The following is a 23746-nucleotide window of genomic DNA, read 5'->3' as shown; positions in this document are numbered from 1 at the left end:
AGCCCTTTCCTGTCCATTCCCGATCCCCCATTCCGGTGCCGACTTACTTTTTCTCGTCGTCCTTCACTTCGGTGAATTCCGCGTCGACCACGTCCTCGGACTTGGCCGAACCGGTTTCAGCGGCGCCGCCGGCGTCCGGCTGCGCGGCCTGGGCCGCGGCGAACAGCGACTGCGCGGCTTCTTCCAGCGCCTTCGACTTGGCCTCGATCTGGCCCTTGTCGTCGCCCTTCATTGCCGTTTCGAGGTCGGCGATGACCGCCTCGGCGCGGCCGATCTGGTCGCCCGGCAACTTCTCGCCGTGCTCCTTGATCGTGCTGCGGGCCATGTGGATCAGGCCGTCGGCGTGGTTGCGCGCCTGCACCAGCTCGTGGAACTTCTGGTCTTCCTCGCGGTTGGCTTCGGCGTCGGCGACCATCTTGGCGATCTCTTCCTCGGACAGACCCGAGCCGGCCTTGATCTCGACCTTCTGCTCCTTGTTGGTCTTCTTGTCCTTGGCGCTGACGTGCAGGATGCCGTTGGCGTCGATGTCGAACGACACCTCGACCTGCGGCATGCCGCGCGGCGAGGGTTCGATGCCCGACAGGTCGAAGCGGGCCAGCGACTTGTTGAAGCGGGCCTGTTCGCGCTCGCCCTGCAGCACGTGCACGGTCACCGCGGACTGGTTGTCCTCGGCGGTCGAGAAGGTCTGCGAGGCCTTGGTCGGCACCGTGGTGTTCTTCTCGATGATCTTGGTGAACACGCCGCCCAGGGTCTCGATGCCCAGCGACAGCGGGGTCACGTCGAGCAGCAGCACGTCCTTGACGTCGCCGGCCAGCACGCCGCCCTGGATGGCCGCACCAACAGCAACCGCCTCATCCGGGTTGACGTCCTTGCGCGGCTCCTTGCCGAAGAACTCGGCCACGGCCTGGCTGACCTTGGGCATGCGGGTCTGACCGCCGACCAGGATCACTTCGGCCACGTCGCTGGCGCGCAGGCCGGCGTCGTTGAGGGCGATACGGCAGGGTTCGATGGTCTTCTTGACCAGATCCTCGACCAGCGACTCCAGCTTGGCGCGGGTCAGCTTGATGTTGAGGTGCTTCGGACCCGAGGCGTCGGCGGTCACGTACGGCAGGTTGACTTCGGTCTGCTGCGAGGACGACAGCTCGATCTTGGCGCGCTCGGCCGCGTCCTTCAGGCGCTGCAGCGCCAGCGGGTCCTTGCGCAGGTCGATGCCCTGGTCCTTCTGGAACTCTTCGACCAAGTAGTCGATGACGCGCTTGTCGAAGTCTTCGCCGCCGAGGAAGGTGTCGCCGTTGGTCGACAGCACTTCGACCTGCATCTCGCCGTCGACCGAGGCGATCTCGATGATCGACACGTCGAAGGTGCCGCCGCCGAGGTCGTAGACCGCGATCTTGCGATCGCCGCCCTTCTTGTCCATGCCGTAGGCCAACGCCGCCGCGGTCGGCTCGTTGATGATGCGCTTGACTTCCAGGCCGGCGATCTTGCCGGCGTCCTTGGTCGCCTGGCGCTGGCTGTCGTTGAAGTAGGCCGGCACGGTGATGACCGCCTCGGTGACCGGCTCGCCCAGGTAGGCTTCGGCGGTTTTCTTCATCTTGCCCAGCACTTCGGCCGAGATCTGCTGCGGCGCCATCTTCTTGTCGTCGAGGGTCGCGACCCAGGCATCGCCGTTGTCGTGCGCGACGATGTTGTAGGGCACCAGGCCGATGTCCTTCTGCACTTCGGCATCGCTGAACTTGCGACCGATGAGGCGCTTGACCGCATAGAAGGTGTTCTTGGGATTGGTGACCGCCTGGCGCTTGGCCGACGCGCCGACCAGAACTTCGCCGTCCTTGGTGAACGCGACGATCGACGGCGTGGTGCGGTCGCCCTCGGAATTTTCGATGACCTTGGCCTTGCCGCCTTCCATCACTGCGACGCAGGAATTGGTGGTGCCCAGGTCGATGCCGATGATCTTGCCCATACGTAGTGCTCCCTCTCGAATGCTTGAAATAGTTGGGGCGGTCCGCGCTATGCGCCGTGCCGCCGATGTCCGTTATCTGGGGCTAGGTGCCGGGCAGTTCAAGCGCCCGTGCCCCGCCCTCGTGACGTCCGTCCCGGCCCTTCCCGGAACGTCCGTTCGCGGCTCGCGCCGCACCCCGCTTCGGTTTCGCGACCGCGGCAAGCCGCGGCCGGGACCGTCCCGGGTTCGTTCAGGCGTCCTGGGCGACCACCACCAGCGCCGGACGCAGCAGGCGCTCGTTGAGCAGCCAGCCCTTCTGGTAGACCTGGACCACGTGGTTCGGTGCCACGCCCGGCGCCGGCACCATGCTCATGGCCTGGTGATGCTCGGGGTTGAACGGCTGGCCGGCCGGGTCGACCGCGACCAGACCGTTGTCGCCAGCGACCTTGAGCAGCTGGCGCAAGGTCAGTTCCATGCCCTGGCGCAGCGCGCTGGCGTCGTCGCCGGCCACGGCCAGGCCAGCCTCGAGGCTGTCGATCACCGGCAGCAGGTCGCCGAGCAGACGCTCGTTGGCGAACTTGCGCGCCATCTCGACGTCGCGCGACACCCGCTTGCGCTGGTTGTCGAGTTCGGCGCGTTCGCGCAGCGTGTCCTCGCGCAGCTTGCTGAGCTCGGCGCGCAGCGCCTCGACTTCGGACACCTCGGAGCCCGGGACATCGTCCTGGGCCGCCGGATTGAGTTCGGAATAGGGATCGTGTTGGTTCATGCTGGGTCCTGGCGGTTTTTCCGCGACAGGCCAGCAATGGGGCCGGCGCGGCGGCATTCAAGTGCCGGGATCTGCGCCGATCGGCCGCCATCGGCGGCGAGCCGCGGGTTTCGTGGAGCGGTTCGGGACAATCGCCGGGACCCGCCCCGGGGTAGGAGCGGCGCAAGCCGCGACCAACCGAAGCGATAAACCCCGGCCGAACCCCGAAGCCGAGAACCCTCAAGCCCAACCTCAACCGAGGCATCGCAGTCGCGGCTTGCGCCGCTCCTACCCTGGACTTCCGGGACGGGTCACTGCCACCCGGCCTCAGTCCCCTTCGGTGACCGCGATACCCCCCGGCCCGGCCCGGCCCGAAGCCGAGAACCCTCAAGCCCAACCTCAACCGAGGCATCGCAGTCGCGGCTTGCGCCGCTCCTACCCAGGGCTTCCGGGACCGGTCACTGCCCCTCGGCTTCAGTCCCTTTCGGTTCCCCGAACGCATCCCCCAGCGCATCCGCGGCCGCCTGCACCACCGGGATGACCCGGTCGTAGGCCATGCGGGTCGGGCCGATCACCCCCAACACGCCGAGCACGCGGCCGCCGGCGGTGTACGGCGCGGTCACCAACGACACGCCCTCCAGGGGCGCCAGGCCGGTCTCCTCGCCGATGAAGATGCGCACCCCGGGGGCGCGCACGGTGCGTTCGAGCAGTTGCAGGATCTCGCGCTTGCGGGCGAAGGCCTCGAACAGCTCGCGCAGGCGGTCCAGGTCGGCCAGCTCCTGCACCCCCATCAGCCGGGTCTGCCCGGCCAGGACCATGTCGTCGTTGTCCGGCATCAGCACCTGCTCGGCCAGCTCGACCGACTGCGCGAGCAGGGACTGCATCTCCGACTGGGCGTTGCGCAGTTCCACCAGCAGGGTCGCGCGGATCTCGGCCACCGGGCGGCCGGCGAAGTGTGCGTTGAGGTAGTTGGCGACCCGTTCGAGCTCGCCGGCGTCGTAGGGCCGGCGGGTCTGGATGATGCGGTTCTGCACGTCCTGATCGGCGAACACCAGGATCGCCAGCACGCGCTGGGCGTCGAGCGGCACGAAGTCGATGCGCCGGAACGCGAACTGCTCGCGCTTGGGCACACTGACCACGCCGACGAAGTGGGTCATCGCCGACAACAGCTCGGACGCGCTGCCGAGCAGGGCCTGGGTGCCCGAGCCCGACGGCAGCTCGCTGCGCAGGCGCGCGACCTCGCCTTCCGGCAACGGCCGCACCTGCAGCAGCGAGTCGACGAACAAGCGATAGCCCTGCACGGTCGGGATGCGCCCGGCCGAGGCGTGCGGCGCACTGAGCAGACCGACGTCTTCCAGGTCGGCGAGGATGTTGCGGATCGTCGCCGCGCTGACGTCGAGGCCGGCGTGCTTGGCCAGGGTCTGCGATCCGACCGGTTCGCCGCTGTGGATGTAACGGCCGATCAGCGTGCGCAGTAGTTGCCGCGCGCGCGGGTCGAGGCTCGGGTCGGGCGGTCGGCGATTCATGCTGTGGATATAGGCGCGCACGCCGGCCGGCGCAAGCGCCTTGCCCGGATTCGCCGATGACGGTCCGTATCCGCCGCCCTGCGATGCGCGCTGCGTCGGCATCGGTAAGCATCCTCGTGCACACTGCCGGCAGCGCGCGCGTCTGGCCGTCTCAGCCTGTGATCCGCATCCGCCCTACCCTCCGGCCCGCTTGCCGCCCATTCCCAGTCCCTCGCCGCCAAGGCACAATCGCCGCCGCATGCTCGCTCACCTCTCGCTCAAGCAATTCGCCGTCGTCAGCGCCGCCGAACTCAGCTTCGGTCCCGGCCTCACCGTGATCTCCGGCGAAACCGGTGCCGGCAAGTCGCTGCTGGTCGACGCTCTCGGTCTGCTGTCCGGCCTGCGCGCCGACAGCGGCGTGGTCCGCCATGGCGCCGACCGCGCCGAACTGGTCGCCGACTTCACCCTCGACGATGCCCCGTTGGCCGCCGCCTGGTTGCGCGACAACGAACTCGACGAAACCGGCGACGGCGAGGCCCCGATCTGCCAGATCCGCCGGGTGATCCGCGCCGACGGTGGCTCGCGGGCCTGGGTCAATGGGCGGCCGGTGACTTTGAACCAGCTGGCGGATTTGACCTCTCGCTTGGTCGAGATCCACGGCCAGCACGAACACCAGGCACTGATGTCGCGCGCCAGCCAGCTCGGCCTGCTCGACGCCTACGGCCGCCACGACGCGCCGCTGGCCACGGTCGAGGCCGCCGCGCAGCAGTGGAGCGCGCTGCTGCGCGAACGCGACACCTTGTCGGCGCAGGGCGACGTCTCCGACCGCATCGCCTGGCTCGAACATCAGCACACCGAGCTGGAACGCGAAGTGCTCGAAGCCGAGGCCCTGGCCAAGCTGCTCAGCGACCATCGCCGCCACGCCCATGCCGCCGGCCTGATCGCCGCCTGCGAATCGGCCTTCGCCCGCCTCGGCGGCGACGAAGGCCCGTCGCTGACCCGGCTGGTGCAACAGGTGCGCGGCGAGCTGCAGCGCGTCGCCGAACACGAGCCGCGCCTGAACGATGTCGACGCCATGCTCGACAACGCCGCGATCCAGATCGACGAAGCCCTGACCCTGCTCGACCGGGTCCGCGACGACCTCGACCTCGACCCGTCGGCTTTCGAGCAGATCGAAAACAAGATCGGCCGCCTGCACGAGCTGGCGCGCAAGCACCGGGTCGCACCGGAACAACTGCCGGCCACCCGCGACGGCATGGCTGGCGAACTCGACCAACTGCGCAGCGCCGGCGACCGCCTGCAGGTGCTCGACGGCGAAATCCAAAGCGCGCGCGCGCAGTGGCGCCGCGCCGCCGACACCCTCGGCGAGGCGCGCCGCAAGGCCGCCAAGAGCCTGTCCGACACCACCAGCGTGCTGATCGGCGAACTCGGCATGGGCGGCGGGCGCTTCGACGTCGCCCTGGAACCGCTCGACGAGGACCGCCCCGACCCGCAAGGCGGCGAGCGCGTCGAATTCCTGGTCGCAGCCAATCCCGGCCAGCCGGCCCGGCCGCTGCGCAAGGTCGCCTCGGGCGGCGAACTCTCGCGCATCTCGCTGGCGATCGAAGTCGCGGCCTTCGGCCTGGACGCGGTCGCGACCATGGTCTTCGACGAGGTCGATTCCGGCATCGGCGGCGCCGTGGCCGAGATCGTCGGGCAGAAGCTGCGCGCGCTCGGCGCCAGCCGCCAGGTGCTGTGCGTGACCCATCTGGCCCAGGTCGCGGCCCAGGGCCATGCCCACTACCGGGTCAGCAAGGCCGCCAGCGAAGGCGTCACCCAGAGCGCAGTGCAGGTGCTCGGCGCCAAGCAGCGCGAGGAAGAACTCGCGCGCATGCTCGGCGGCATCGAACTCAATAAAGAAGTGCGCGCCGCGGCCAAGCGACTGCTGGCCGACGTGGTCTGAGGTCGGGGTGTTCGGGACTCGGGTCTCGGGACTCGGCGCCGACATCAAGCTCAGCCTCGGAGCCGCTTCGGCCTGTATCGATCGAACAAGCTCGTTCGGTTTGTATCAATCGAGCAAGCTCGTTCGGCTTGTATCAATCGAGCAAGCTCGATTGAGCCGCCTCAATCGAGGTCCGGCAGCCCGGTGAAGAACGCCGCCCGGTGCGGGGTGATGCCCTGGCGCTGCTCGTCTTCGAGCGGATGGCCGCTGTCGACCAGGCGGAAGGTCGGCCGGGTGTCGTCGTGCAACTGCACCCGCAGCTCCAGGCCGAGGGTGCTGAACTCGTAGACGCGCGGAATGTGGTTGGCGAGGGTCCCGGCGAACTCGGGCACGCGGTCGTTGCCGGGCTCGTCCCACATCATCCGCGCCAGGCGCCAATCGTGTTCGACCAACTCGACCCAGGCGCCGATGCAGTAGTCGTCGCCGCCTTCGACCGGCAACGGGATCACCCCGCGCACGAACAACTGGCCGCTGCCGATCGCGCAGAAGTTCGCGTCGCAAAAGGTGTCCGGCGCGCAGCGCGCGGCGTTGTCGAGGGCGTGGTAGGCGTCAGGAAAGGTGAAGGAATACTCCATGTCCGACAGCGCGACGAGTTCGCCGCAGCACGAGCACGGCAACATCGTCTCGCCGGACATATCGGCCTTCACTTCTTCTTGCGCACGTACAGGACCAGCGAGTGCTCTTCGATCTCGTAGCCGTGCTTGGCCGCGATCTTGCGCTGCAGCTCTTCGATCTCCGAGCTTTCGAACTCGATGATCTTGCCGCTGTCGATGTCGACCATGTGGTCGTGGTGATGGCCGCGGTCGAGTTCGTACACCGACTGGCCGGCCTCGAAGTTGTGCTTGAGCACCAAGCCCGCCGACTCGAACTGGGTCAGCACGCGATAGACCGTGGCCAGGCCGATGTCCTCGCCCTTTTCCAGCAACATCCGGTAGATGTCCTCGGCGGTCATGTGGCGCGGCTTGGACTGCTCCAGCAGCTCCAGGATCCGCAAGCGCGGATGGGTGACCTTGAGTCCGACGTTGCGCAGGTCCTGCGATTCCATGAGTGTTCCCTTCAGATCGATTCGGCCGGCGTTCGCCGTGCCTGGGTGTTGACCGGCTGGCCGTGGCCGCGGGCGGCTGCGCATGGAGCGGACGGGGCTGGCTGGGCCGGAATGGCGGATGAACGCGAGGGGTCTCCGCGCGCCGTGATCCGCCCTTGGTGGGTGCGGGCTTCAGTGTATCATCGGCCCCGTTGCCTTCGACTGCCGCAGAACCCTACCCGATGCGTAAGCTCCTGCTCGTCCTCTCGTTGTCCATGCTCACCGCCGGCTGCGGCATCATCTACAAGCAGCCGATCTACCAGGGCAACCTGCTCGAGAAGACCGCGATCGACCAGCTCCAGACCGGCATGACCAAGCAGCAGGTGCAATTGCTGCTGGGCACCCCCTCGGTCGAAGACCCGTTCCATCAGAACCGCTGGGACTACACCTCGACCCAGCGCGTCGACCGCCTCGGCCACACCGATCGCAAGAACCTGACCCTGTGGTTCGAAAACGACAGCCTGACCAAGTGGGAAGGCGACTACTTCGCCGAGCAGGACGAGCAGATCGCCCGCGCCTCGGTCAAGCAGTTCGGCCGCAACCTGGCCAAGGACAAGGATAAGGACAAGCGCCGCCGGCGCTGATCCCCGCCGCGCGGCCTTGCGGTCGCGCCGCCTGCCGCTGTTGCAATGCCCTGCCGGTCCGGCCGCTCTGCGTCCGGGCCGTCGTTGTTTGCCGGGTCGTTATTTCTTGATCGGGTGGTCGGCGGCGCGGCGACGGCGCGCTTCTTTCGGGTCGAGCTGCAGGGGCCGCAGCAGTTCGAGCCGGTCGCCATCGCGCAGCGGCGTGTCCGCCAGCGCCTTGACCCCGAATATGGCGTAGCCGCTGATTTCGGCGTTCGCACCTTCGGCATCCGTACCCCAACCGGCCGCGGCGAGCGCATCGGCCACCGTGGCGCCGTCGGTCAGTTCCAGGCTCAGCGCCTCGAAGCGGCGCGGCCAGGCACGGACCAGTTCGATCTTCACGGCTCGATCTTCACGGCCAGGCCTCAGGCCGGGCTCGGGCCGGTCACCGACGGCAGCGCCGGTTCGGCGCCGCGATCGGCGACCCGGACGAAATCGTCGACCATGCGGTCGGCCAGGCTCTGGAAACCCAGCGCCATGGCCGGCCCCAGCAGTTTCACCGCCGGCTCGAATTCCAGGGTCAGGGTGACCTTGCAGGCCGATTCGTCGAGGGCGTGGAATTCCCAGCGCCCGCCGAGCTTGCGGAACGGCCCGTCGACCAGCTTGAGCTCGATGTGGTGCGGCGGCGACAAGCTGTTGTGGGTGGTGAACCAGGTCCGCAGCGCGCCCAGGCCCAGGTCGAGCCGCGCCACCATGTGGGCCTCGTCGGCTTCGAGCACCAGCGCCTGCTCGCACCAGTCGAAACGACGCGGGTACGCGGCGACATCGTTGACCAGCGCGAACATGCGCGCGGCGGAGTGTTCGACGAGGGCGGAACGGCGAATCGTAGGCATGTGCTTATCGCAATAAGGTCCGCGGGGCGGATTTCAAGCGGGAAGTGGATGGATCGGCCGCCCCTGCAGTCGGCTGGCACCGTTCGAGTAACCGGGCCGAGAGCTCGCTTCAGGACAGGCATCGTAGCCGGGCGGCGGTCTTGGGTGGTGTCGAATCGAAGCCGGATCGTGGAGCTAAACAAACCCGTGTCGGTGGCAACCGCCCCGGGATCGTGGAATTTCAACCTGACCTACGGCCACTTCGGTTGCCTCCGGATCGTGGATCTTCATCCAAAACCGGAGACGGCTACTCAAATGGCCTCCGGATCGTGGACATCCTCATTCAAAACCCGGAACGACTACTCAAACCGCCTCCGGATCGTGGATCTTCATCCAAAACCGGAGACGGCTACTCAAATGGCCTCCGGATCGTGGACAATCTGTCATGGCTAAAAATACGAACAACAAGGCCGGCAAGGATAAAGGAAAGGGCAGCGCGGGCGGCACCATCGCGCTGAACAAGCGTGCGCGTCACGATTACCACCTCGAGGAACGCTTCGAGGCCGGTCTGTCGCTGCAGGGTTGGGAGCTCAAATCCATCCGCGCCGGACGCGCAAACATCACCGAAAGCTACGCCGTCATCCTGCGCGACGAGATGTTCCTGATCGGCGCGCAGATCAGCCCGCTGATCTCCGCCTCGACCCACGTGGTCGCCGAGGAACGCCGCACCCGCAAGCTGCTGCTGCACCGCGAGGAGATCGACAACCTGATCGGCCGCGTCCAGCGCGACGGCTACACGGTAGTGCCGACCGCGATGTACTGGAAAGGCAACAAGGTCAAGCTGGAAATCTCGCTGGCCAAGGGCAAGCAGAGCCACGACAAGCGCGAGGCGAGCAAGGAGCGCGACTGGGCGCGCGAAAAGCAGCGCGTGATGCGTAAGCACAACCGCAACGCCTGACCCCACGCTTCACCCGGCACGAAACACCCGGCCCGCCATCGCGGGCCGCGGCCGTTGGCGCCGGCGTGCGGAGTTTCGTGGTCGCGGCTCACGCCGCTCCTACAAGGATCGGGCTGCCGCTCTCGGGGCAGGAGCGGCGCAAGCCGGCTGCTCGCCAGGCTTTAACACACCGCCTTAGCGGCCCCTCTCAGCGCACGGCTCTGCAACCTCACTCCCCTCGCCCCGCCCCGTCGTGCGGCAGGGTGAAATGGAACACCGCGCCCTCGCCTTCGCGGCCTTCGGCGCGGATCGTGCCGCCGTGGCGCTCGACGATGCGCTTGACCGAGGCCAGGCCGATGCCGTGGCCGGCGAAATCCTCGACGCTGTGCAGACGCTGGAACGGCCGGAACAGCTTGTCGACATAGGCCTGCGGAAAGCCGGTGCCGTTGTCGCGCAAATAGAACTCGCGCACGCCGCTCGCGGTTTCCTGGGTGCCGAACTCGATCCGCGCCGGGTCGCGGTCGCGGGTGAATTTCCAGGCGTTGCCAAGCAGGTTGCCGAGCAGGTTGCGCAGCAGCGAGGCATCGCCGAACACCTGCATACCCGGCTCGATCGACGCCTCGACCTTGCGCTGGGCGTCGCCCATGCGCAGCTCTTCGATCACCTCATTGGCGATCCGGCTCAGGTCGACCGATTCGTGCTTGAGTTCGCTGCGCGCCAGGCGCGACATCTTCAGCAGCGCATCGATCAGATCGCCCATGCGCGCGGCGGCCTTGCGCACCCGCGCCAGGTAATCGTTGCCGGCGGCGTCGAAACGGTCGGCGTATTTCTCGCCGAGGATGCGGCTGAACCCGTCGATCGCGCGCAAGGGCGCGCGCAGGTCGTGCGAGACGCTATAGGCGAAGGCTTCCAGTTCCTGATTGGCCTGACTGAGCTCGCGCGTGCGCAGCGCCACGCGCGCCTCCAGGGTGCGGTTGAGCGCGTGCACGCGCGCTTCCGCGCGCAGGCGCTCGGTCACGTCCTCGACCTGGACCAGGCCGCTGATGTCCTGGCCGACGTTGCCGGGCACCGGCGAATAGGTCAGTTGCACCTGGCGTGCGACACCGTGCGGACGGCGCAGACGGCGCGTCGCCCGGTGCACGCCGTCCTCTTCGGTATGGCTGGTGCCGCCCGGCAACTCGGCATCCTCGTCCTCGAGCAGGCTGTCGAAACGCTGGCCGAGCAGATGCGGCGCGTCCAGGCCGACGATGGTCGACAGAGCCGGGTTGGAGTCGACGATGCGCCCTTCGCTGTCGAGCAAGGCCTTGCCGATCGCCGAATACTGCATCGCGCTGCGGAACCGGGTTTCGCTGCGGCGGAAGTCCTCGGTCATGCGCAGTGCGATGCTGCGCGCGCGCGATTCGGTGCGCGCCAGCATCAGCGCGATGCTGTACAGCAGCAACGCCGAGAACAGCCCAAGGGCGAACATGTTGCGCAGGCCTTCCAGGCGCGGCACCGCCTCCTCGACCGGCGCCGATTCGTATTCGATGCGCCAGGTACGGCCGTAGATGTCGAATGCGGCGCGGTGCACGAAGGCCGCGGTCACGTCGGTCTTCAGGTTCGGGCTGGCGTACAACAGTTCGTCGCGCCCGCCGGTTTCATCGAAGATGCGAAAGCGCATGTCGTCATGGGTGTCGCCCAGCGCCACCTCGACGAAGCTTTCCATCCGGAACGGCACATACACCCAGCCCTGCATTTCCGCACGCCGCAGCTCCAGGGTCTGCGGGCGCCCACCGCCCAGATACACCGGCAAGGCCAGCAGCATGCCGGTGTTCTTCTTGTCGCCGTCCTGGATCAACTGGATCTTGCCCGACAGCCAAGCCTGGCCCGAATCCAACGCCGCGGCCAGGGCGGCGTGACGCACGTCTTCGGCGTACATGTCGTAGCCGATCGCGGCCACGTTGGCCGGCGTCTTCGGCTCCAGGTACAGGATCGGCCCGTAGACCTCGCGCCGGCCCTGCGGCCGTATCGACAGCAGGCCGTAACCGGCGTCGCGCCATTCGTTCTGCAACTGCACCAGCAGCCGCTGCGGCACGTAACCACTGAAGCCCAGGCCCAGCGTCGCCGGAAACCGGCGCTGCATGTTCATGCCCTCGACATAGGCCTTCCACTGCGCCGCGGTCGGCCGCTGCACCGAAGCGAACAGGGATACGCCTCCGCGCGCGACCAGTTCGTAATTGACCAGACGCTGCTGGATCAGCTCGGTGACCTGCACGGTCTGGCTGATGAACTCGGCCTGGGCCGAGCGCAGTTCGCGGTCGCGCGCGATCCGCCACGCGGTGAACACCAGGATCAAGGCGCCGATCAGCACCGCCAGCGCGAGCAGATAACCGCGGCGCGGCATCAGGCCGGAAAGTTCGGAGTCGACCCCGTCGTTCGCGGGGCGGGCGTGGGCGGCCGGATCGGTCGTCGTCATCGCCGCAAGCATACCCGCCGACTTGTCTGCAAGGCATCACAGGCCCGCCCGCCGATCAACGGTCGTCGTGCGGTTTGTCGTGCTCGTGCCAGACCCCTTCCAGCAGCAGGCAGTTGATGCACTCCAGGTGCTCGGTCGCGACCTGCCGGCACAACTGCGGCCAGTGCCGCTGCTGGCGTATCGAGACGCCGGCCTCGTGTTGGCGGATCAGAAAACCCTCGATCTCGTCGGCCAGTTGCAGCAAGGCGCGGCCGTTACGGTCGGCACGCCGGGCCAGGCGCTCGTACGGCGACAAGCGCCGCCGTCGCCACTGCCACCAACCGGCCAGGCCCGCCGCGGCGAGCAGCAGGCACATTCCCAGGCCGAGCGCGACCGGCTGCAGCAGCACCGCGCCGAGCCCCTGCCCCCAATCGGAACCGGCCATCAGCCGTCCCCCTTCGGCAAGGCCATCAGCTCGACCGCCTCGACCCGGAACTCACAGGCTTGCGCCATCAGCAGCGCCCGCGCCCGGGTCGAAACATAGCCGCGCACCCGCATGCGCCGCAGCATCGCCGCCGACACCCCGGCCGCCGAGGCCGCCTCGCGGGCGGTGACGAAACAGGCGATATAGCGTTCGATGGGGTTGGGCGATTCGTGCTGCGCCCGCCTGCGCTCGACCCGGGAGCGCGGCGCCGAACGGGGCCGAGCGGCTACTTTCGCGGTCTTCCCGGCACTCCGCCGGGCCTTCTTTTTAGCTCTGCCTTCCATAGCCTGACCTCTGACTGGCATCCATGCCCAGCCAAGTTACCACCGCAAATTGCTCTTTTCAACGACCAAAAAGAGTGATCAATTTCGGGAAGCGTACGCAACAATGAGTTGCGCTATCCTCGCCCGGCCGACAGCCAGGGTGGGCGGCGCCACGTTTCAGCCCTGCAGGATGCTCCGGCGAGACCTCATGACCAACGCGCCTCACCAAGAATTCGCCAATCGGCTGCACCAGGCCCTCGACTTTTCCGGATTCGCCAAAGGCCGGGCCCGCACAGGCGCGCTATCCGCTTACTACGACGTCAGCCGCGAAACCGCCCGCAAGTGGCTGGTGGGCCTGGCCCTGCCCGAACTCGAGCGCATGCTGCAGATCGCCGTGCAGCAACACGTCAGCTTCGAATGGCTGGCGACCGGCCGCGGCACCATCGAAGGCAAATCGCTGTCGGTGCGCGAAAACGCCGCCAAATACAGCGACCCCGACGAACTGCGGCTGATGGGCCTGATGCGCAAGCTGTCGCGCAAGAAGCGCCGCGCCCTGATCGAACTGCTCGACGGCAACTGAGCCGGCGCGGCTACGGCCGCGACAGTCCGCGCATCCAGCACAACCACGACAGACGGCCGATCCGCGCCGGCCCATCGGCGCCGTCCGGCTCGCGCGCACGCCCGTGCGGCGAGCCCCGCGCCTGAATCGCCGGTGCGTCATTACACGGTAACGCTTGAGAACCCGCCGCCAGCCCCTATACTGAACACGTCAGCGATGGTTGCTGTCCCCGGGGGTGCACTGGCTTCGACGGGGGTCGCGAAATCACTTGGCGCATGCCGAGGGGGTAGCTTTCCTCGTAAATCCAGCTGCAAACTTTTAGTTGCCAACGACGACAACTACGCTCTCGCCGCTTAAGGCGTAAGCCCCGAAATTGCTTGTGTCCGTGCTCGCAATGTAGGGTCATTATCACGGAATCGCCGGGAGTGGTTGCCTGTCAGCACCCGGTCAACTCAAAACAGGCTGGCTCCTGGATGCGCTTTGCGCGCCGTGCTGTTCGGGGGCGAGATCTAACGGAGCGCTAAGCATGTAGTGCCGGGGATGGAGTGCCTTCGGACGGCGGTTCGATTCCGCCCACCTCCACCAATACCGATCCACGGATCGCAAACGAAGCTGGAAACCTCACGGTTTCCGGCTTTTTTTGTATTTGTACCAAGCGAACACCCCAGCTCCCGCCACCGGCATGGCCGCGCCCTCCAATGCCGCGAAGCCAGCGTCCCGCACGCGCGCCTCACTACTAGTTACTAGTTTCCAGCCGCTCACTTCCCGCACCCCGGCAACCGCCCTTCCGCATAGGCGATGGCGCGCCGTGCCTGGTCGTAGGCGGTGTCGGCGGCGCGCGGCAGCATGTGCTCGCGGCGTATCGGGTCGGCGCCGTGGCCGTAGGCGTATTCCACGCGCTCCAATTCGGCCAGGTGCTTGCGTGCCGGCGCCAGCCATTCCTCGACGCTGTGTCGCTCGCAAACCGAGGGCAGCTTGAGCAATAGCTCGATGGCTTCGCGGATGCGGCGGCTGGCTTCGCCTTCGAGGCCGGGAAGTTTTTCGTAACCGACCGCAGCGGCCTTGTAGGCATTGCCGGTCGCTTCGCTGCCGAGGTCGGACGGCCGCTCATGCAGTTCCGGCCGGAACCGCGGCGACGGCGGCGGCCGCGGCTTCGCCGACTGGATGTCCTTCCCGAACAGGGCTTCGGCGATCCGCTCGGACACCGTCTGTCCTTTGCCGGTGGTTTTACCCTCGTCGAACCAGTCGTGCAGCGGCGGGGGCTGCTCTCCCAGCGGACTGCGGCGTTCGAGCAACTTCTTGGCGTAGTACTGACTGCGTTCGCCCGGTGATCCAGGCACGCGCGGTGTCGCTGCCGGCGCCGGGTCGGCCGGCGCGTTGCGGGGGCGCAAGCCGAAACGATCGGGCGCCGGCTGTTCGGCGGCAGCCGGCTTTTGCGGGGACAGCGCTGCATTTTCGGGTTGACGCATCGATTCGCGCCGCGGACCCGGGTGCTTGCCGACCGGCGCTGCCGTGCCGGGGCGCCGGATGATCGGCTGCGAAACCGCAGGCGCCGGATCGATGCGCTCGATACGCTCGATACGATCGATGCGATCGATCAGCACCACCTCCATCGCCGACGCCGTCGACGGCAACGCGACCGGGCGAAGCAACAACGCACCGATCGACAACGTCGTCGCCACCGCGATCGACGAAGCGGCGATATGCAGCCTGCGTTCCTGGGAGAAATCCGTCCTGCTCATCCAACCTCAATCCGATGCCATTGCGACGACCGTTACGGCCGAACGACGCGCAGCCGAGCGACCGCCGAAGCTGCGAGGCAGCCGGCGAGCGATTCCATGGGGTATCAACATGCGACGAACAGCGGTGGGTCTGTTCGCTTTCGATCTTCACTCGGTGGTTCTGTTGCACCGCCGGCGCACCCGTTGTCGGGCGCGACAATTTGCAACCACGCCGGCCCGGATACTTCGCAGCCTTCGTAAGCGCGCATCACGGCGATCGACTGCGAACCGAACGATACAGAGAACACCGTCTCGCAGAGAATAAAAAAAGCGTTCGTTCGGGCGCCGGAAAGAAAACCGTGCATCGGGCGTTCACTATTCTTCGAACCAGGCGGCATCGGCGAGATAAGACGGCCGCGCAACAGCGGCCGGAGCGCACGCCTTCATGCGTGATTACTGGCGCAGGACCGCCCTGCCCGGTTCGCCAGCCCTACGCCCCATGCACACGACCGCCCTCAGCGGGCGATGCCTGCGACAATGAGCGCAACCGGCTCGAGGCCTGAGTGCGAACCGCGGCCGCGGAAAGCCGCCGAACCTCGCCCGCGCAGCAGTACCGCTAGTGCGCAGCGCCTTGAGCCATACCGCGTGCAGGCGTGAGCCAATCGAGGTGAATGCCGCGCATGCCGGTGCGGGCGACCAGGGCCTCGCGTTCGGCCGCACTACAGTCGCCTTCGAGCGCACCCGGCTCGAACAGGCTGTGCAGTTGCATCTGCGCGACCACATCGCCCAGCTGATGCACAGGCGCATGCAACTTGCTCGCCATCGCGACTGCCGCAGGCTCGTCGCCGCGCCCGCGCGCATCGACGATGTCGAGCAGGTCCAGGCGCCTGCCCAAGAACCACACCTCGCCGCGAAGCAAGCGGCGAGCCTCGGCAGCAAGGGGGCGGCTGCGCTCCCAGTCGCCCCGGACCGCCGCGCTTTCGGCCTGCCCCGTCAGGGTCTGGGCGACCAATCCCGAAAAGCCGGTAGGCCGCAACTGCGAAAGCAGCTGCGCGTAGATGCGTTCGGATTTCTCCCTTTCGCCTAGCTCGTTCGCAAGCCGGGCCACTTCCATAAGATGGATCCAACGTTCGGGGGGCATGTTCGGCAGGGCTTGCTCGGCCTGGCCCAGCAAAGTCGCGGCCTGGACGCGGTCGCCGACCAGGATTTCGATATCGATCTTGCTGAGCAAGGCCCGGTAACGCGAAGCCGGCGCATTGCCACGCGCGCAGCGTTCCTGGTTGCGGCGCGCTTCCGGCACCCGCCCCAGCGCCACCAGGGGCCATACGCGCGTGCAGGCCATTTGCGCATGCGCCTCCGATTCCGGTTGGCCCACAGGCAAAAGCGGCAACAAGCACTCGGCTTGATCGACGATCTCCAAACCCTCGGCATAACGCCCACGCAGGAACAACAGCATCGCCGCGTGCTGGTCCGAAAGAATGCCGAGGTTACCCTGGCGGCAACTGAATTAACGGCCGCAGCTTCAACGGCCGGGCATCGGCGGGCGGCTCTGGCTTGTAACGGCCGGGTTTGAAACTGCCGGGCTTGTTATTGCTGGGTTTGTTACTGCTTGGCTCGAAACCGCTTGGCTTGAAGCTGCTTGGCTGCAACGCCGCACAGCGCAGCCCTGATCTCAGGCTGCGCCGCTCCCGATACTTGACCCGGGATTATCTGCGTCGCGCTGCGGCGCTGTTGCGTGGGGTCGCGCGTTGGCTCAGAACACTTCCCTGATCTCGGTCACCTTGCCCTCTACGACCGTGATCAACACGCTCTTGCGGGGCAGGTAATACTCGAAGCGTTCGGCGACCGTCGCGCCGTATTTGTTCTGTATCGGCACGATGCGGTCCGGCTTGCCGGCCACCTGCTGGACCGTGCCGACGGTGTCGCCGACGTTGATCAGTTTGCTGCCGAAGGAAACAGACTGCGCCCAGGCCGGTGCGGCCAGGCAACTTGCCAGGATGAAAGCGATGACGATGCGGCGCATGGAAACTCCCTTTCTCGTGGGGGAAGTCGAACCGGCGTCGATCCGACCGGGATCAAACCGATGACCCTAGCGCAACGCGAGGCCGGACCGTCGATGGAGTTGTAACAGTGCGACGGACGCCGCATGCAGTCGCCCGACTTGCGAAGACCGGCATCGGGTGAACACCTGGACCGATCGCATACACCGGTCGGGGAGTCCCTACTCTCCCATCCCGATTCCCGATTCCCCGATCATCCCTTGCGCCGCCCCAGACGCCTGCGATTCGCCGACACCGTGCGTGCGACCGGTGCGAGCCCGGCCGACAGGATGCGCTCGCCGTTCTGGGCGCTACGCACCCACCAGTCGGCCGGCGACGGCATCGACCACGGCGTCCATGCACCGCTCATGAGGTTGAACCAGGCGTCGTAATAGGCCTCCCACAGCGCGCCCGACATCGCCCACGACCCCTGCAAGGCGGCGGTCCATTTTTCTTCGAGCATGCGCTGCCACTCGCGTTGGTCGAGGGCCGAAGGGTTGGCGCCTGCCTCGGCGAAGCGCGCCAGACGCTCGGCAATCACGAAAGGCGCCGAGTAGGCGACATTGGACAACTGCGTGGTCGAATGCGTTCGGCGGGTCATGGCCTGTCCCATCGTGTCGAAGAAGACCCAGTCTGCCAGGGCGATGCCGCGCCGACGTGACAGCGCATCGCATCGCGCAGGCCAGCCATTCGCTGAACGATTCAGTTGCACCTGTCTGATTTTCCGATCCTGAAAATCGCAAAAAAAGCCCGCCGTCGCCGGCGAGCCCAAGGAAACGAGAGAGAGAGAGAGAGAGAGAGATGAGGAGGACAGCGAACGACGGGTTACGCGGCAGGCCACTGCGGCTCGTCGGAGCCGTCGACGCGATTGAACAGGTGGTCCACGCGCTGGAAGAAATCGGAAATGCTTTCGAACACCTCGTGACGCAGCACCAGGCCGGTGGCCTCGCGAGTGAAGTACTTGAACACCCAGCCGTTGTCGGCGCGCTCGAATTCGCCGGTCTTTTCCGCGGGGGTCGGGGTCATGTCGGTCTCCTTGAAGTGCCGGCATCTTTCCCTGCCGGCGGGGCGTAGGCGTCGGGCCCGATGAATTATCGCAAGCCGCGCTCGCACGGCCTGAGATCGCCGAAAACGCGAAACCCCGGCGCGGGCCGGGGTTTCGGGGCATTGCGGATCGGTGCCGGCGACGGCTTCGAGCCGGGCCCGCCGCGGAGCGGATGTTCAACTCGCGGCGGCGTTCGCTCGATGCGAATCGTCGCCGCAAGCCCGGTCAACGCACCAGGCGCCCACGGAACGCCGGCACCAGGGCCCCTTCGGCCAACTTGCCGTTCGGCTTCCAGACCACGGTCTGGGCCGGAAAGGATTGGTCCTTCGCATAGGCCGCGGCCTTGCTCGCCAGCAATTTCGCCGCGCCGCGCGAGGCGGGGTTCCAGGCGAACACGCCCTCGCGGCCGTACCAGACCACCGGCGTCTGCGAGTCGAGGCGACGATCCGGGCACAAGGCGTAGTTGCGTTGTTCGATCACCCGCAAGGCCGCGACCGGAATGCTCTTGATCCCGGGCGAGGTGCGTTCGGGCGAATGGTCGGGACACACGCGCGACGCGCGCGCGATGGCGTCCTCGTAGACCTGGCGGTCGCCCGGGGCCGCCATGGCCGCGGACGCCGCGGCCATGGCCAGTACCAGCCCGGTGACGAAGATCTGCGATTGGCGGTTCATGCAAACTCCTTACGTTTAACGATTGCGTTGACGCGTTTCGAGCGACGGCCCAACCGCCATGCAGAGCATAGCAACCGTAAATGGCCCTTCGATGCAGTACCAATGGCGGATGGACTCCATCGCAGAACAACGCAGAACGGCGGCGGCGCAGGCCCTGCCACCGACCCGGCATGGCTCGGCCATTGGCCGCGAGGACGCTACCCGAAGCATCGGGCCCAGCATGTGAAACCCGGGTTTTCAACGCCGGCCGCAGGTTTTTCGCGCCGCTGCTCAGCCGCTGCGACGACTCTCGATCAATCTACGGCGAAGCCGTCCCATGGCCTGCGACCTCGCCTGCGGCCGCAGGACTGTCCGATGCGTAGATGTCCGGGACATAGCGCTCCATCAGCGTCTGCGGATAGTGCGGCACCGTGAAGCCATAACGGGCATAGAGCCCATGCGCATCGGCGGTCGCCAGGGTGAAACGACGCAGCCCCTGCAATTGCGGATGCGCCAACACCGCCTCGACCAGTTGCTTGCTGTAGCCCAGGCCGCGGCATTCCGGCAACACGAACACGTCGACCAGATTCGCGAAGGTGGCGTAGTCCGACACCACGCGTGCGAACGCGACCTGCCGGTCGTCGACGAAGCCGCCGAAACACAGCGAATGGGCGAGGGATTTCTCGACCAGGGCCAGCGGGATGCCCTTGGCCCAAGTGCTGTGCCCGGACAGAAACCGATGCACGAAGCCGACGTCGATGCGTTCGCGTTGCGAAGTGATGCGTAATTCGTTCATTCCCCTGTCTCGATGGCCGGTCGTCGAGGCGACCCGATGCAGCGGTGATTTTGCCGCCGATGCCCAGCTCGCGCATCGTCCGGGCCCGGGACCGGGCTCGCCGCCCACCGTGATGGCCGTCCAGTTTTGTGCTAGAGTGAGTCCCGATCCAGACAGAGCCACGCCATGAGCAAAGCCGCCAAGAAGCCCTCGCCGGCCAAGCCGCTCGCCAAGTCGGCGGGGCGCGCGCAGCCCAGCGTGCACGAAAGCAAGCTCGGCCTGCAGGAATCGCAGGCCTACCCGGCCTCGCAACGCCAGCGCGGCCTGTCGGTCAAGGAGCCGCCGCTGGACGTCCACGGCGCCCCCGCCACGCTCAAGGGCTATGTCAGTTATCTGCGCTCGGCCACGCCGCTGCAGCGCGTGGCGGCCGAACGCCAGGGCGTGCCGGCCCAGGTCGTGAAGCACATGGCCGCGAGCATGGAGCTGCCGGCGGTGCGCATGTTCACCATCCTCGGCATCGCCAAGGCCACCGCCGAAAGCAAGGCCGCGCAGCAGGCGCGTATCGCCGGCGCCAGCGGCCAGGCCGCGCTCGGCATCATGCGCTTGCTCGGCATCACCGAGGCCATCGTCGATGCGAGCACCGCCGAAGGCGCGCGCGGCTTCGATTCGGCCAAGTGGCTGGGGCGCTGGATCGAGCAGCCGCAACCGGCGCTCGGCGGCCGCAAGCCGGCCGACCTGCTCGACACCCCGACCGGTTTCGACGTCGTCGCGCGTTTGCTCGGCTCGCTCGAAAGCGGCTCTTACCAGTGACCTCCGGCGCAGCCGCAAGGACGAGGCCCGCCTCATGAAACTCTGGCGCATCGCCACCGAAACCCGTGCCTATCGCGCCGACGATCTCAGCGGCGCCGGCGCGGCGGCGCGGCCGGGGCGTTGGAACGACGACGGCCAGCGCGTGCTCTACACCGCCACATCGCTGGCGCTGGCGGCGTTGGAAACCGCGGCCTATGTCGACGCGCACGGCCTGCCCTTGAACCGGCACGTGGTGTCGATCGAGGTGCCTGCCGCGGTGTGGAAGGCGCGCATGCAGTTGTCGCCGCAGGAACTACCGGGCGCCTGGGACGCGGTGCCGGCCGGCATGGCCAGCGTGCGCGTGGGTTCGCAATGGCTGGCGAGCCAGGCCTCGGCGATCTTGCTGGTGCCTTCGGTGATCGTGCCGGAGGAATACAACGCCCTGATCAATCCCGAACACCGCGACGCGAAGAAACTGCGCGCGACCACCGGCCGGCGCTTCCACTACAACGTGTTGTTCCGGGTGGCCTGAGCCGAATCGGTGGAGCGCAGCGCCGTCGCCCGCCCCCGCGCCAGGCCGTCCATGGCCCCGGCGCCGTCCTTGTCGGCACTTCCTTGCGCCCTTGCCGGCGTCTCCTTCGCCGTCAGACCCGCGCCGCCTCCATGCGCTCGAAGGTTCCGTCCTGATGGAACAGCGGTCCGAACCACGGGTGCACGACATCGATGGTGACTTCGAAATGCGCTGCGTCGAGGTCTCTATGCACAAGAACGAAGCGGCCCGGCCAGAACGGCCGCGGCAGCGGCAAACGCAGGCCACGCCAGTGCAGGAAAAACCCCTGGTCGACGAACACCAGCCGGTTCGGCAGCACTTCCAGGCGCACGCGCATGCCCAGGCCGCCGCCGAAATGCTCGAGCAGCTCGCCGTTTTCGCCCAGGATCATGCGCGAGCGGAAACTGAACACCTCGTCGATGAAGTGATAGGTGCGGGTCTTGATCCAGCCCAGGCCGCTGCGCAAAGGCTGCACGTCGAAACGGAACGGCACTTCATCGGCGTTCTGGTGCGGCAGCACCCGCGCGTAGCGGATCGCGCGCGCGAACAGGCCGCCCAGGCGGGTGCAGCGCACCTGATGCATGTTGCCGACGTATTCGGCCTGGGCCTCGCCGTCGCCGAGGGTGAAGCGCGCCTGGATATGCGGATGCAGCAACTTCCAGCGCGCTCCGAGCGCGGCACGCAGCAATGCGGCGAGATCGCTGGATGCTTCGGGTAAACGCGTTTCGCCGCGCGAACCGGCAAGGCCGCCATCGGTCGTCGATGCTGCGCTCACCGGAGCTGCGCCGGCCGGCTTAAAGCAGGCCGGAATGGATGCGACCGGATTCATGTCGGCCGGATTCATGTCGGCCGGATTCAACAGTTCCATGTTGGTCCCCTGGGTGTTCGTCACCCGAATAAGTAGAACGGCAAGCACGTTCGCGACCGGCGCTTAGCGCGCTGTCCAGGTCGCGATGCAGGAAGCGATAACGCTGATCGAGCAGGCGACGCGGTTCGACCTTGGGGCCGTCGAGCAGCATCGTCGACATCTCGCCGAGCGCGAGCCGCAGCGGCCAGGCCGGCATGCGCAGCCAGGCCGGCCGATACAGGCTGTGCGCCAATGCGCGGGTGAAGTCGGCCTGACTGCAGCCACCCGGCGCGACCAAGTTGTAGGGGCCGCGGATGCCGACATGCTCGACGGCTTGTTCGACGAAACGCAGCACGTCGTCCAGATGCACCCAGGCGAACCACTGTTTGCCGTCGCCGAGCACCGCGCCGGCGCCGAGCGAGGCCGACAACGACAGCATCGGCAACACCCCGCCGCTGCGGTGCAGGACCAGGCCCAGACGCATCGTGGTCAGGCGCACACCCCACTCGCTGACCGGCGCAGCGGCGCGTTCCCAGTCGCAGCACAGCTCGCTGGCGAAGTCGCCGGCCTGCGCCGCCGGCTCGCGCAATTCCGGGCCGCTGCGGGCGTGCGCACCGTACAGGCCGACCGCACTGGCCTGCAGCCACAGCGCCGGCTTGCGTTGCGAACGCTCGCACCAGGTGCGCAAGGCATAGGTGGTGTCGAGGCGGCTCGCGCGCAGCGCACGCTTGCGCGCCGGCGACCAGCGCGGGCCGACCACCGGTGCGCCGGCTAGGTTGACCACCACGTCGATGGCCTCGTCGTCGCGCAGTTCGGCGGTGTCGGCGATGCAGCGCGCGCGGCCGCCGAAGCGCAGGGCGGCGCGGCGCGGATCGCGGCTGAGCACGGTCACCCGATGGCCGCCGGCGAGCAAGCCTTCGACCAGGGCGGTGCCGATGAAACCGGTGCCGCCGCTGATCAGGAAACCGGTCTGCGGCTGATCGGCGAGCAAGGCGCGCGGCGCCGGCTCGGCGGCGTTGACGCGCGCGGCGAGTCCGTCGCGCAGCGCCGACACGCCGATGCCGAGCGCCGCGGCGCTCAGCGCCCACGAGGCCCAACCGTGCGAGACCGGCAGCAAGGCGCTCGGCGCGCTCCAGTCCTGCGCGGTCGCCAGCGCGTACACGGCGAACATCGCGCCGCCGTTGACGGCGAGGACGGTGTGCAGCACGCGCTCGGTCGGCGGCAACAGGCGGGTCGCATCCTCGACGACGAAATCCCACAGGGTGATGGCGACTTCCACCAGCACCAGGCTCCACACCAGCGCCAGCCACAGGCCTTGCGGATGCAGCCAGGCGAACACCAGGAACAACGCGCCGTAGATGAAGGCGCGCGCCGAATGCAGTTTCAGTTCGAGCGCGGCGCTGCGGCGGTTGGCGAGTTTTTCCATCAGTTCGTGATGGGCGACGGTGTCGATCGCGCCCAGCACGACCTGGATCAGCAGCAAGGCGATGAAGACACGTTCCATGATCGCGCTCCGCTCAGAAGTGGGTCGGGCAATGCTCGTTGTCGCAGCGCGGCGCCGGCTCGTGCCCGGCCTCGCGATAACCGAGCCAGCGCGACACGCGGTGCCGGTTCGGCGCGATCCAGCGATAAGCGCGCGCGGCCATGCGCCCCGCTCCGGGCACGCGCAGCGGCCAGGTCAACCAGCCCAGGCCGACCGCGCGATAGGCCTCGGCGATGCCGGGCACGCCGATCCGCCATTCGCCGTTCGGCAGGCGCACGTGCAAGGCATTGCGCAGGGCTTCCAGCTCGAAACCCCATTGCGCGGCATCGAACTCCGGCGCGGCGATGTCGACCAGTTGCAGCCGGCCGCGGCGGTCGTGGGCCTTGAGCCGGTGCATCTCGGTACGGCACAGCGGACAAGCGTGGTCGTACAGGGCGATGACGGCGTGCGGGACGGGATCGTGCTTGCTCATGGCCTGCT

26 protein-coding genes and 1 other RNA gene are annotated in these 23746 nt (G+C 67.4%); 7 read left to right on the top strand and 20 right to left on the bottom strand.

All coding sequences use genetic code 11. The features are described from left to right. Positions 1-43: 43 nt before the first annotated feature. From dnaK to hrcA, 3 genes are all read right to left on the bottom strand, one after another. Positions 44-1960 carry a molecular chaperone DnaK gene (dnaK, locus tag ACTOWK_RS08295; protein ID WP_441329702.1) on the bottom strand — a complete coding sequence of 639 codons (1917 nt, stop codon included), beginning with the start codon at positions 1958-1960 and terminating at the stop codon, positions 44-46. A gap of 229 nt (positions 1961-2189) precedes the next feature. Further along, positions 2190-2705 (bottom strand): nucleotide exchange factor GrpE, encoded by a 516-nt coding sequence (gene grpE / locus ACTOWK_RS08290; protein ID WP_441329701.1) that lies wholly within the window; start codon positions 2703-2705, stop codon positions 2190-2192. Positions 2706-3142: 437 nt separating this feature from the next. Next, a complete protein-coding gene (gene hrcA / locus ACTOWK_RS08285) occupies positions 3143-4210 on the bottom strand; it encodes a heat-inducible transcriptional repressor HrcA (protein WP_441329753.1) in 1068 nt (355 codons plus the stop codon). 238 nt (positions 4211-4448) lie between these two features. Here hrcA and recN point away from each other — a divergent pair, with 238 nt between their 5' ends. Beyond that, positions 4449-6131 (top strand): DNA repair protein RecN, encoded by a 1683-nt coding sequence (recN, locus tag ACTOWK_RS08280; RefSeq protein ID WP_441329700.1) that lies wholly within the window; start codon positions 4449-4451, stop codon positions 6129-6131. 161 nt (positions 6132-6292) lie between these two features. Here recN and ACTOWK_RS08275 read toward each other — a convergent pair whose 3' ends face one another. Together ACTOWK_RS08275 and fur are read right to left on the bottom strand one after the other, a co-directional pair. Continuing rightward, the gene (locus ACTOWK_RS08275; protein WP_441329699.1) at positions 6293-6805 is read right to left on the bottom strand and encodes a DUF2199 domain-containing protein; all 513 of its coding nucleotides are present in this window, start codon (positions 6803-6805) and stop codon (positions 6293-6295) included. Between the two features lie 8 nt (positions 6806-6813). Beyond that, a complete protein-coding gene (gene fur, locus ACTOWK_RS08270; protein ID WP_031372717.1) occupies positions 6814-7215 on the bottom strand; it encodes a ferric iron uptake transcriptional regulator in 402 nt (133 codons plus the stop codon). A gap of 221 nt (positions 7216-7436) precedes the next feature. On the opposite strand from fur, the gene ACTOWK_RS08265 reads away from it, so the two are divergent. After that, complete coding sequence (locus ACTOWK_RS08265; protein WP_441329698.1) at positions 7437-7838, top strand: outer membrane protein assembly factor BamE; 402 nt, start codon at positions 7437-7439, stop codon at positions 7836-7838. A gap of 99 nt (positions 7839-7937) precedes the next feature. Here the strand turns inward: ACTOWK_RS08265 and ACTOWK_RS08260 are convergent, their stop codons facing one another. Then, complete coding sequence (locus ACTOWK_RS08260) at positions 7938-8219, bottom strand: RnfH family protein (protein ID WP_441329697.1); 282 nt, start codon at positions 8217-8219, stop codon at positions 7938-7940. Between the two features lie 23 nt (positions 8220-8242). Beyond that, a complete protein-coding gene (locus tag ACTOWK_RS08255; RefSeq protein WP_031372714.1) occupies positions 8243-8710 on the bottom strand; it encodes a type II toxin-antitoxin system RatA family toxin in 468 nt (155 codons plus the stop codon). A 424-nt stretch (positions 8711-9134) separates the two neighbouring features. Here ACTOWK_RS08255 and smpB point away from each other — a divergent pair, with 424 nt between their 5' ends. Beyond that, positions 9135-9647, top strand: coding sequence for an SsrA-binding protein SmpB (smpB, locus tag ACTOWK_RS08250; protein WP_441329696.1), 513 nt, complete (start codon positions 9135-9137; stop codon positions 9645-9647). A gap of 208 nt (positions 9648-9855) precedes the next feature. Here the strand turns inward: smpB and ACTOWK_RS08245 are convergent, their stop codons facing one another. From ACTOWK_RS08245 to ACTOWK_RS08235, 3 genes are read right to left on the bottom strand one after another with little or no spacing between them, the layout of a single operon-like run. Beyond that, a complete protein-coding gene (locus ACTOWK_RS08245; protein WP_441329695.1) occupies positions 9856-12081 on the bottom strand; it encodes a CHASE domain-containing protein in 2226 nt (741 codons plus the stop codon). A gap of 55 nt (positions 12082-12136) precedes the next feature. Then, positions 12137-12505 carry a hypothetical protein gene (locus ACTOWK_RS08240; RefSeq protein ID WP_441329694.1) on the bottom strand — a complete coding sequence of 123 codons (369 nt, stop codon included), beginning with the start codon at positions 12503-12505 and terminating at the stop codon, positions 12137-12139. Beyond that, complete coding sequence (locus ACTOWK_RS08235; protein WP_441329693.1) at positions 12505-12828, bottom strand: hypothetical protein; 324 nt, start codon at positions 12826-12828, stop codon at positions 12505-12507. Before ACTOWK_RS08235 ends, ACTOWK_RS08240 begins: the two co-directional genes overlap by 1 nt. 187 nt (positions 12829-13015) lie before the next feature. Between ACTOWK_RS08235 and ACTOWK_RS08230 the strand changes: the two genes are divergently transcribed. Both ACTOWK_RS08230 and ssrA read left to right on the top strand, forming a co-directional pair. After that, positions 13016-13387: a helix-turn-helix domain-containing protein gene (locus tag ACTOWK_RS08230; RefSeq protein ID WP_031373591.1), complete on the top strand. Its 372-nt coding sequence runs from the start codon at positions 13016-13018 to the stop codon at positions 13385-13387. A gap of 210 nt (positions 13388-13597) precedes the next feature. Next, positions 13598-13951, top strand: a transfer-messenger RNA (tmRNA) gene (gene ssrA, locus ACTOWK_RS08225). Between the two features lie 173 nt (positions 13952-14124). Here ssrA and ACTOWK_RS08220 read toward each other — a convergent pair. The 7 genes from ACTOWK_RS08220 to ACTOWK_RS08190 all read right to left on the bottom strand — a co-directional run bounded on the left by ACTOWK_RS08220 (position 14125) and on the right by ACTOWK_RS08190 (position 19618). Next, positions 14125-15108 carry a hypothetical protein gene (locus ACTOWK_RS08220; RefSeq protein WP_441329692.1) on the bottom strand — a complete coding sequence of 328 codons (984 nt, stop codon included), beginning with the start codon at positions 15106-15108 and terminating at the stop codon, positions 14125-14127. A 595-nt stretch (positions 15109-15703) separates the two neighbouring features. After that, positions 15704-16543, bottom strand: a complete 840-nt coding sequence (locus ACTOWK_RS08215) for a hypothetical protein (protein ID WP_441329691.1) — start codon at positions 16541-16543, stop codon at positions 15704-15706. A gap of 297 nt (positions 16544-16840) precedes the next feature. Beyond that, a complete protein-coding gene (locus ACTOWK_RS08210; RefSeq protein WP_441329690.1) occupies positions 16841-17110 on the bottom strand; it encodes a DUF2845 domain-containing protein in 270 nt (89 codons plus the stop codon). 230 nt (positions 17111-17340) lie between these two features. Further along, entirely contained in the window at positions 17341-17727 is a 387-nt protein-coding gene (locus ACTOWK_RS08205) for a hypothetical protein (protein ID WP_441329689.1), read from the bottom strand. Positions 17728-17951: 224 nt separating this feature from the next. Further along, complete coding sequence (locus ACTOWK_RS08200; RefSeq protein WP_441329688.1) at positions 17952-18152, bottom strand: hypothetical protein; 201 nt, start codon at positions 18150-18152, stop codon at positions 17952-17954. A 244-nt stretch (positions 18153-18396) separates the two neighbouring features. Further along, the gene (locus ACTOWK_RS08195; RefSeq protein WP_441329687.1) at positions 18397-18843 is read right to left on the bottom strand and encodes a hypothetical protein; all 447 of its coding nucleotides are present in this window, start codon (positions 18841-18843) and stop codon (positions 18397-18399) included. A 298-nt stretch (positions 18844-19141) separates the two neighbouring features. Next, on the bottom strand, positions 19142-19618 hold the full coding sequence (locus ACTOWK_RS08190; RefSeq protein ID WP_441329686.1) for a GNAT family N-acetyltransferase: 477 nt from the start codon (positions 19616-19618) through the stop codon (positions 19142-19144). A 165-nt stretch (positions 19619-19783) separates the two neighbouring features. Here ACTOWK_RS08190 and ACTOWK_RS08185 point away from each other — a divergent pair, with 165 nt between their 5' ends. Together ACTOWK_RS08185 and ACTOWK_RS08180 are read left to right on the top strand one after the other, a co-directional pair. Next, positions 19784-20407, top strand: a complete 624-nt coding sequence (locus ACTOWK_RS08185; protein WP_441329685.1) for an antitoxin Xre/MbcA/ParS toxin-binding domain-containing protein — start codon at positions 19784-19786, stop codon at positions 20405-20407. Positions 20408-20441: 34 nt separating this feature from the next. Further along, positions 20442-20918 carry an RES family NAD+ phosphorylase gene (locus tag ACTOWK_RS08180; RefSeq protein ID WP_441329684.1) on the top strand — a complete coding sequence of 159 codons (477 nt, stop codon included), beginning with the start codon at positions 20442-20444 and terminating at the stop codon, positions 20916-20918. A gap of 112 nt (positions 20919-21030) precedes the next feature. On the opposite strand, the gene ACTOWK_RS08175 is transcribed toward ACTOWK_RS08180, so the two are convergent. From ACTOWK_RS08175 to ACTOWK_RS08165, 3 genes are read right to left on the bottom strand one after another with little or no spacing between them, the layout of a single operon-like run. After that, on the bottom strand, positions 21031-21804 hold the full coding sequence (locus ACTOWK_RS08175) for a DUF4166 domain-containing protein (protein WP_441329683.1): 774 nt from the start codon (positions 21802-21804) through the stop codon (positions 21031-21033). Further along, positions 21731-23287, bottom strand: coding sequence for a TIGR01777 family oxidoreductase (locus tag ACTOWK_RS08170; protein ID WP_441329682.1), 1557 nt, complete (start codon positions 23285-23287; stop codon positions 21731-21733). Before ACTOWK_RS08170 ends, ACTOWK_RS08175 begins: the two co-directional genes overlap by 74 nt. 13 nt (positions 23288-23300) lie before the next feature. Next, on the bottom strand, positions 23301-23738 hold the full coding sequence (locus ACTOWK_RS08165; RefSeq protein ID WP_051884494.1) for a thiol-disulfide oxidoreductase DCC family protein: 438 nt from the start codon (positions 23736-23738) through the stop codon (positions 23301-23303). Positions 23739-23746 lie beyond the last annotated feature (8 nt).

This window comes from Lysobacter sp. CA196, from assembly GCF_052078695.1.
Classification (GTDB): Bacteria; Pseudomonadota; Gammaproteobacteria; order Xanthomonadales; family Xanthomonadaceae; genus Lysobacter.
This window is presented reverse-complemented; position numbering and strand designations above follow the sequence as displayed.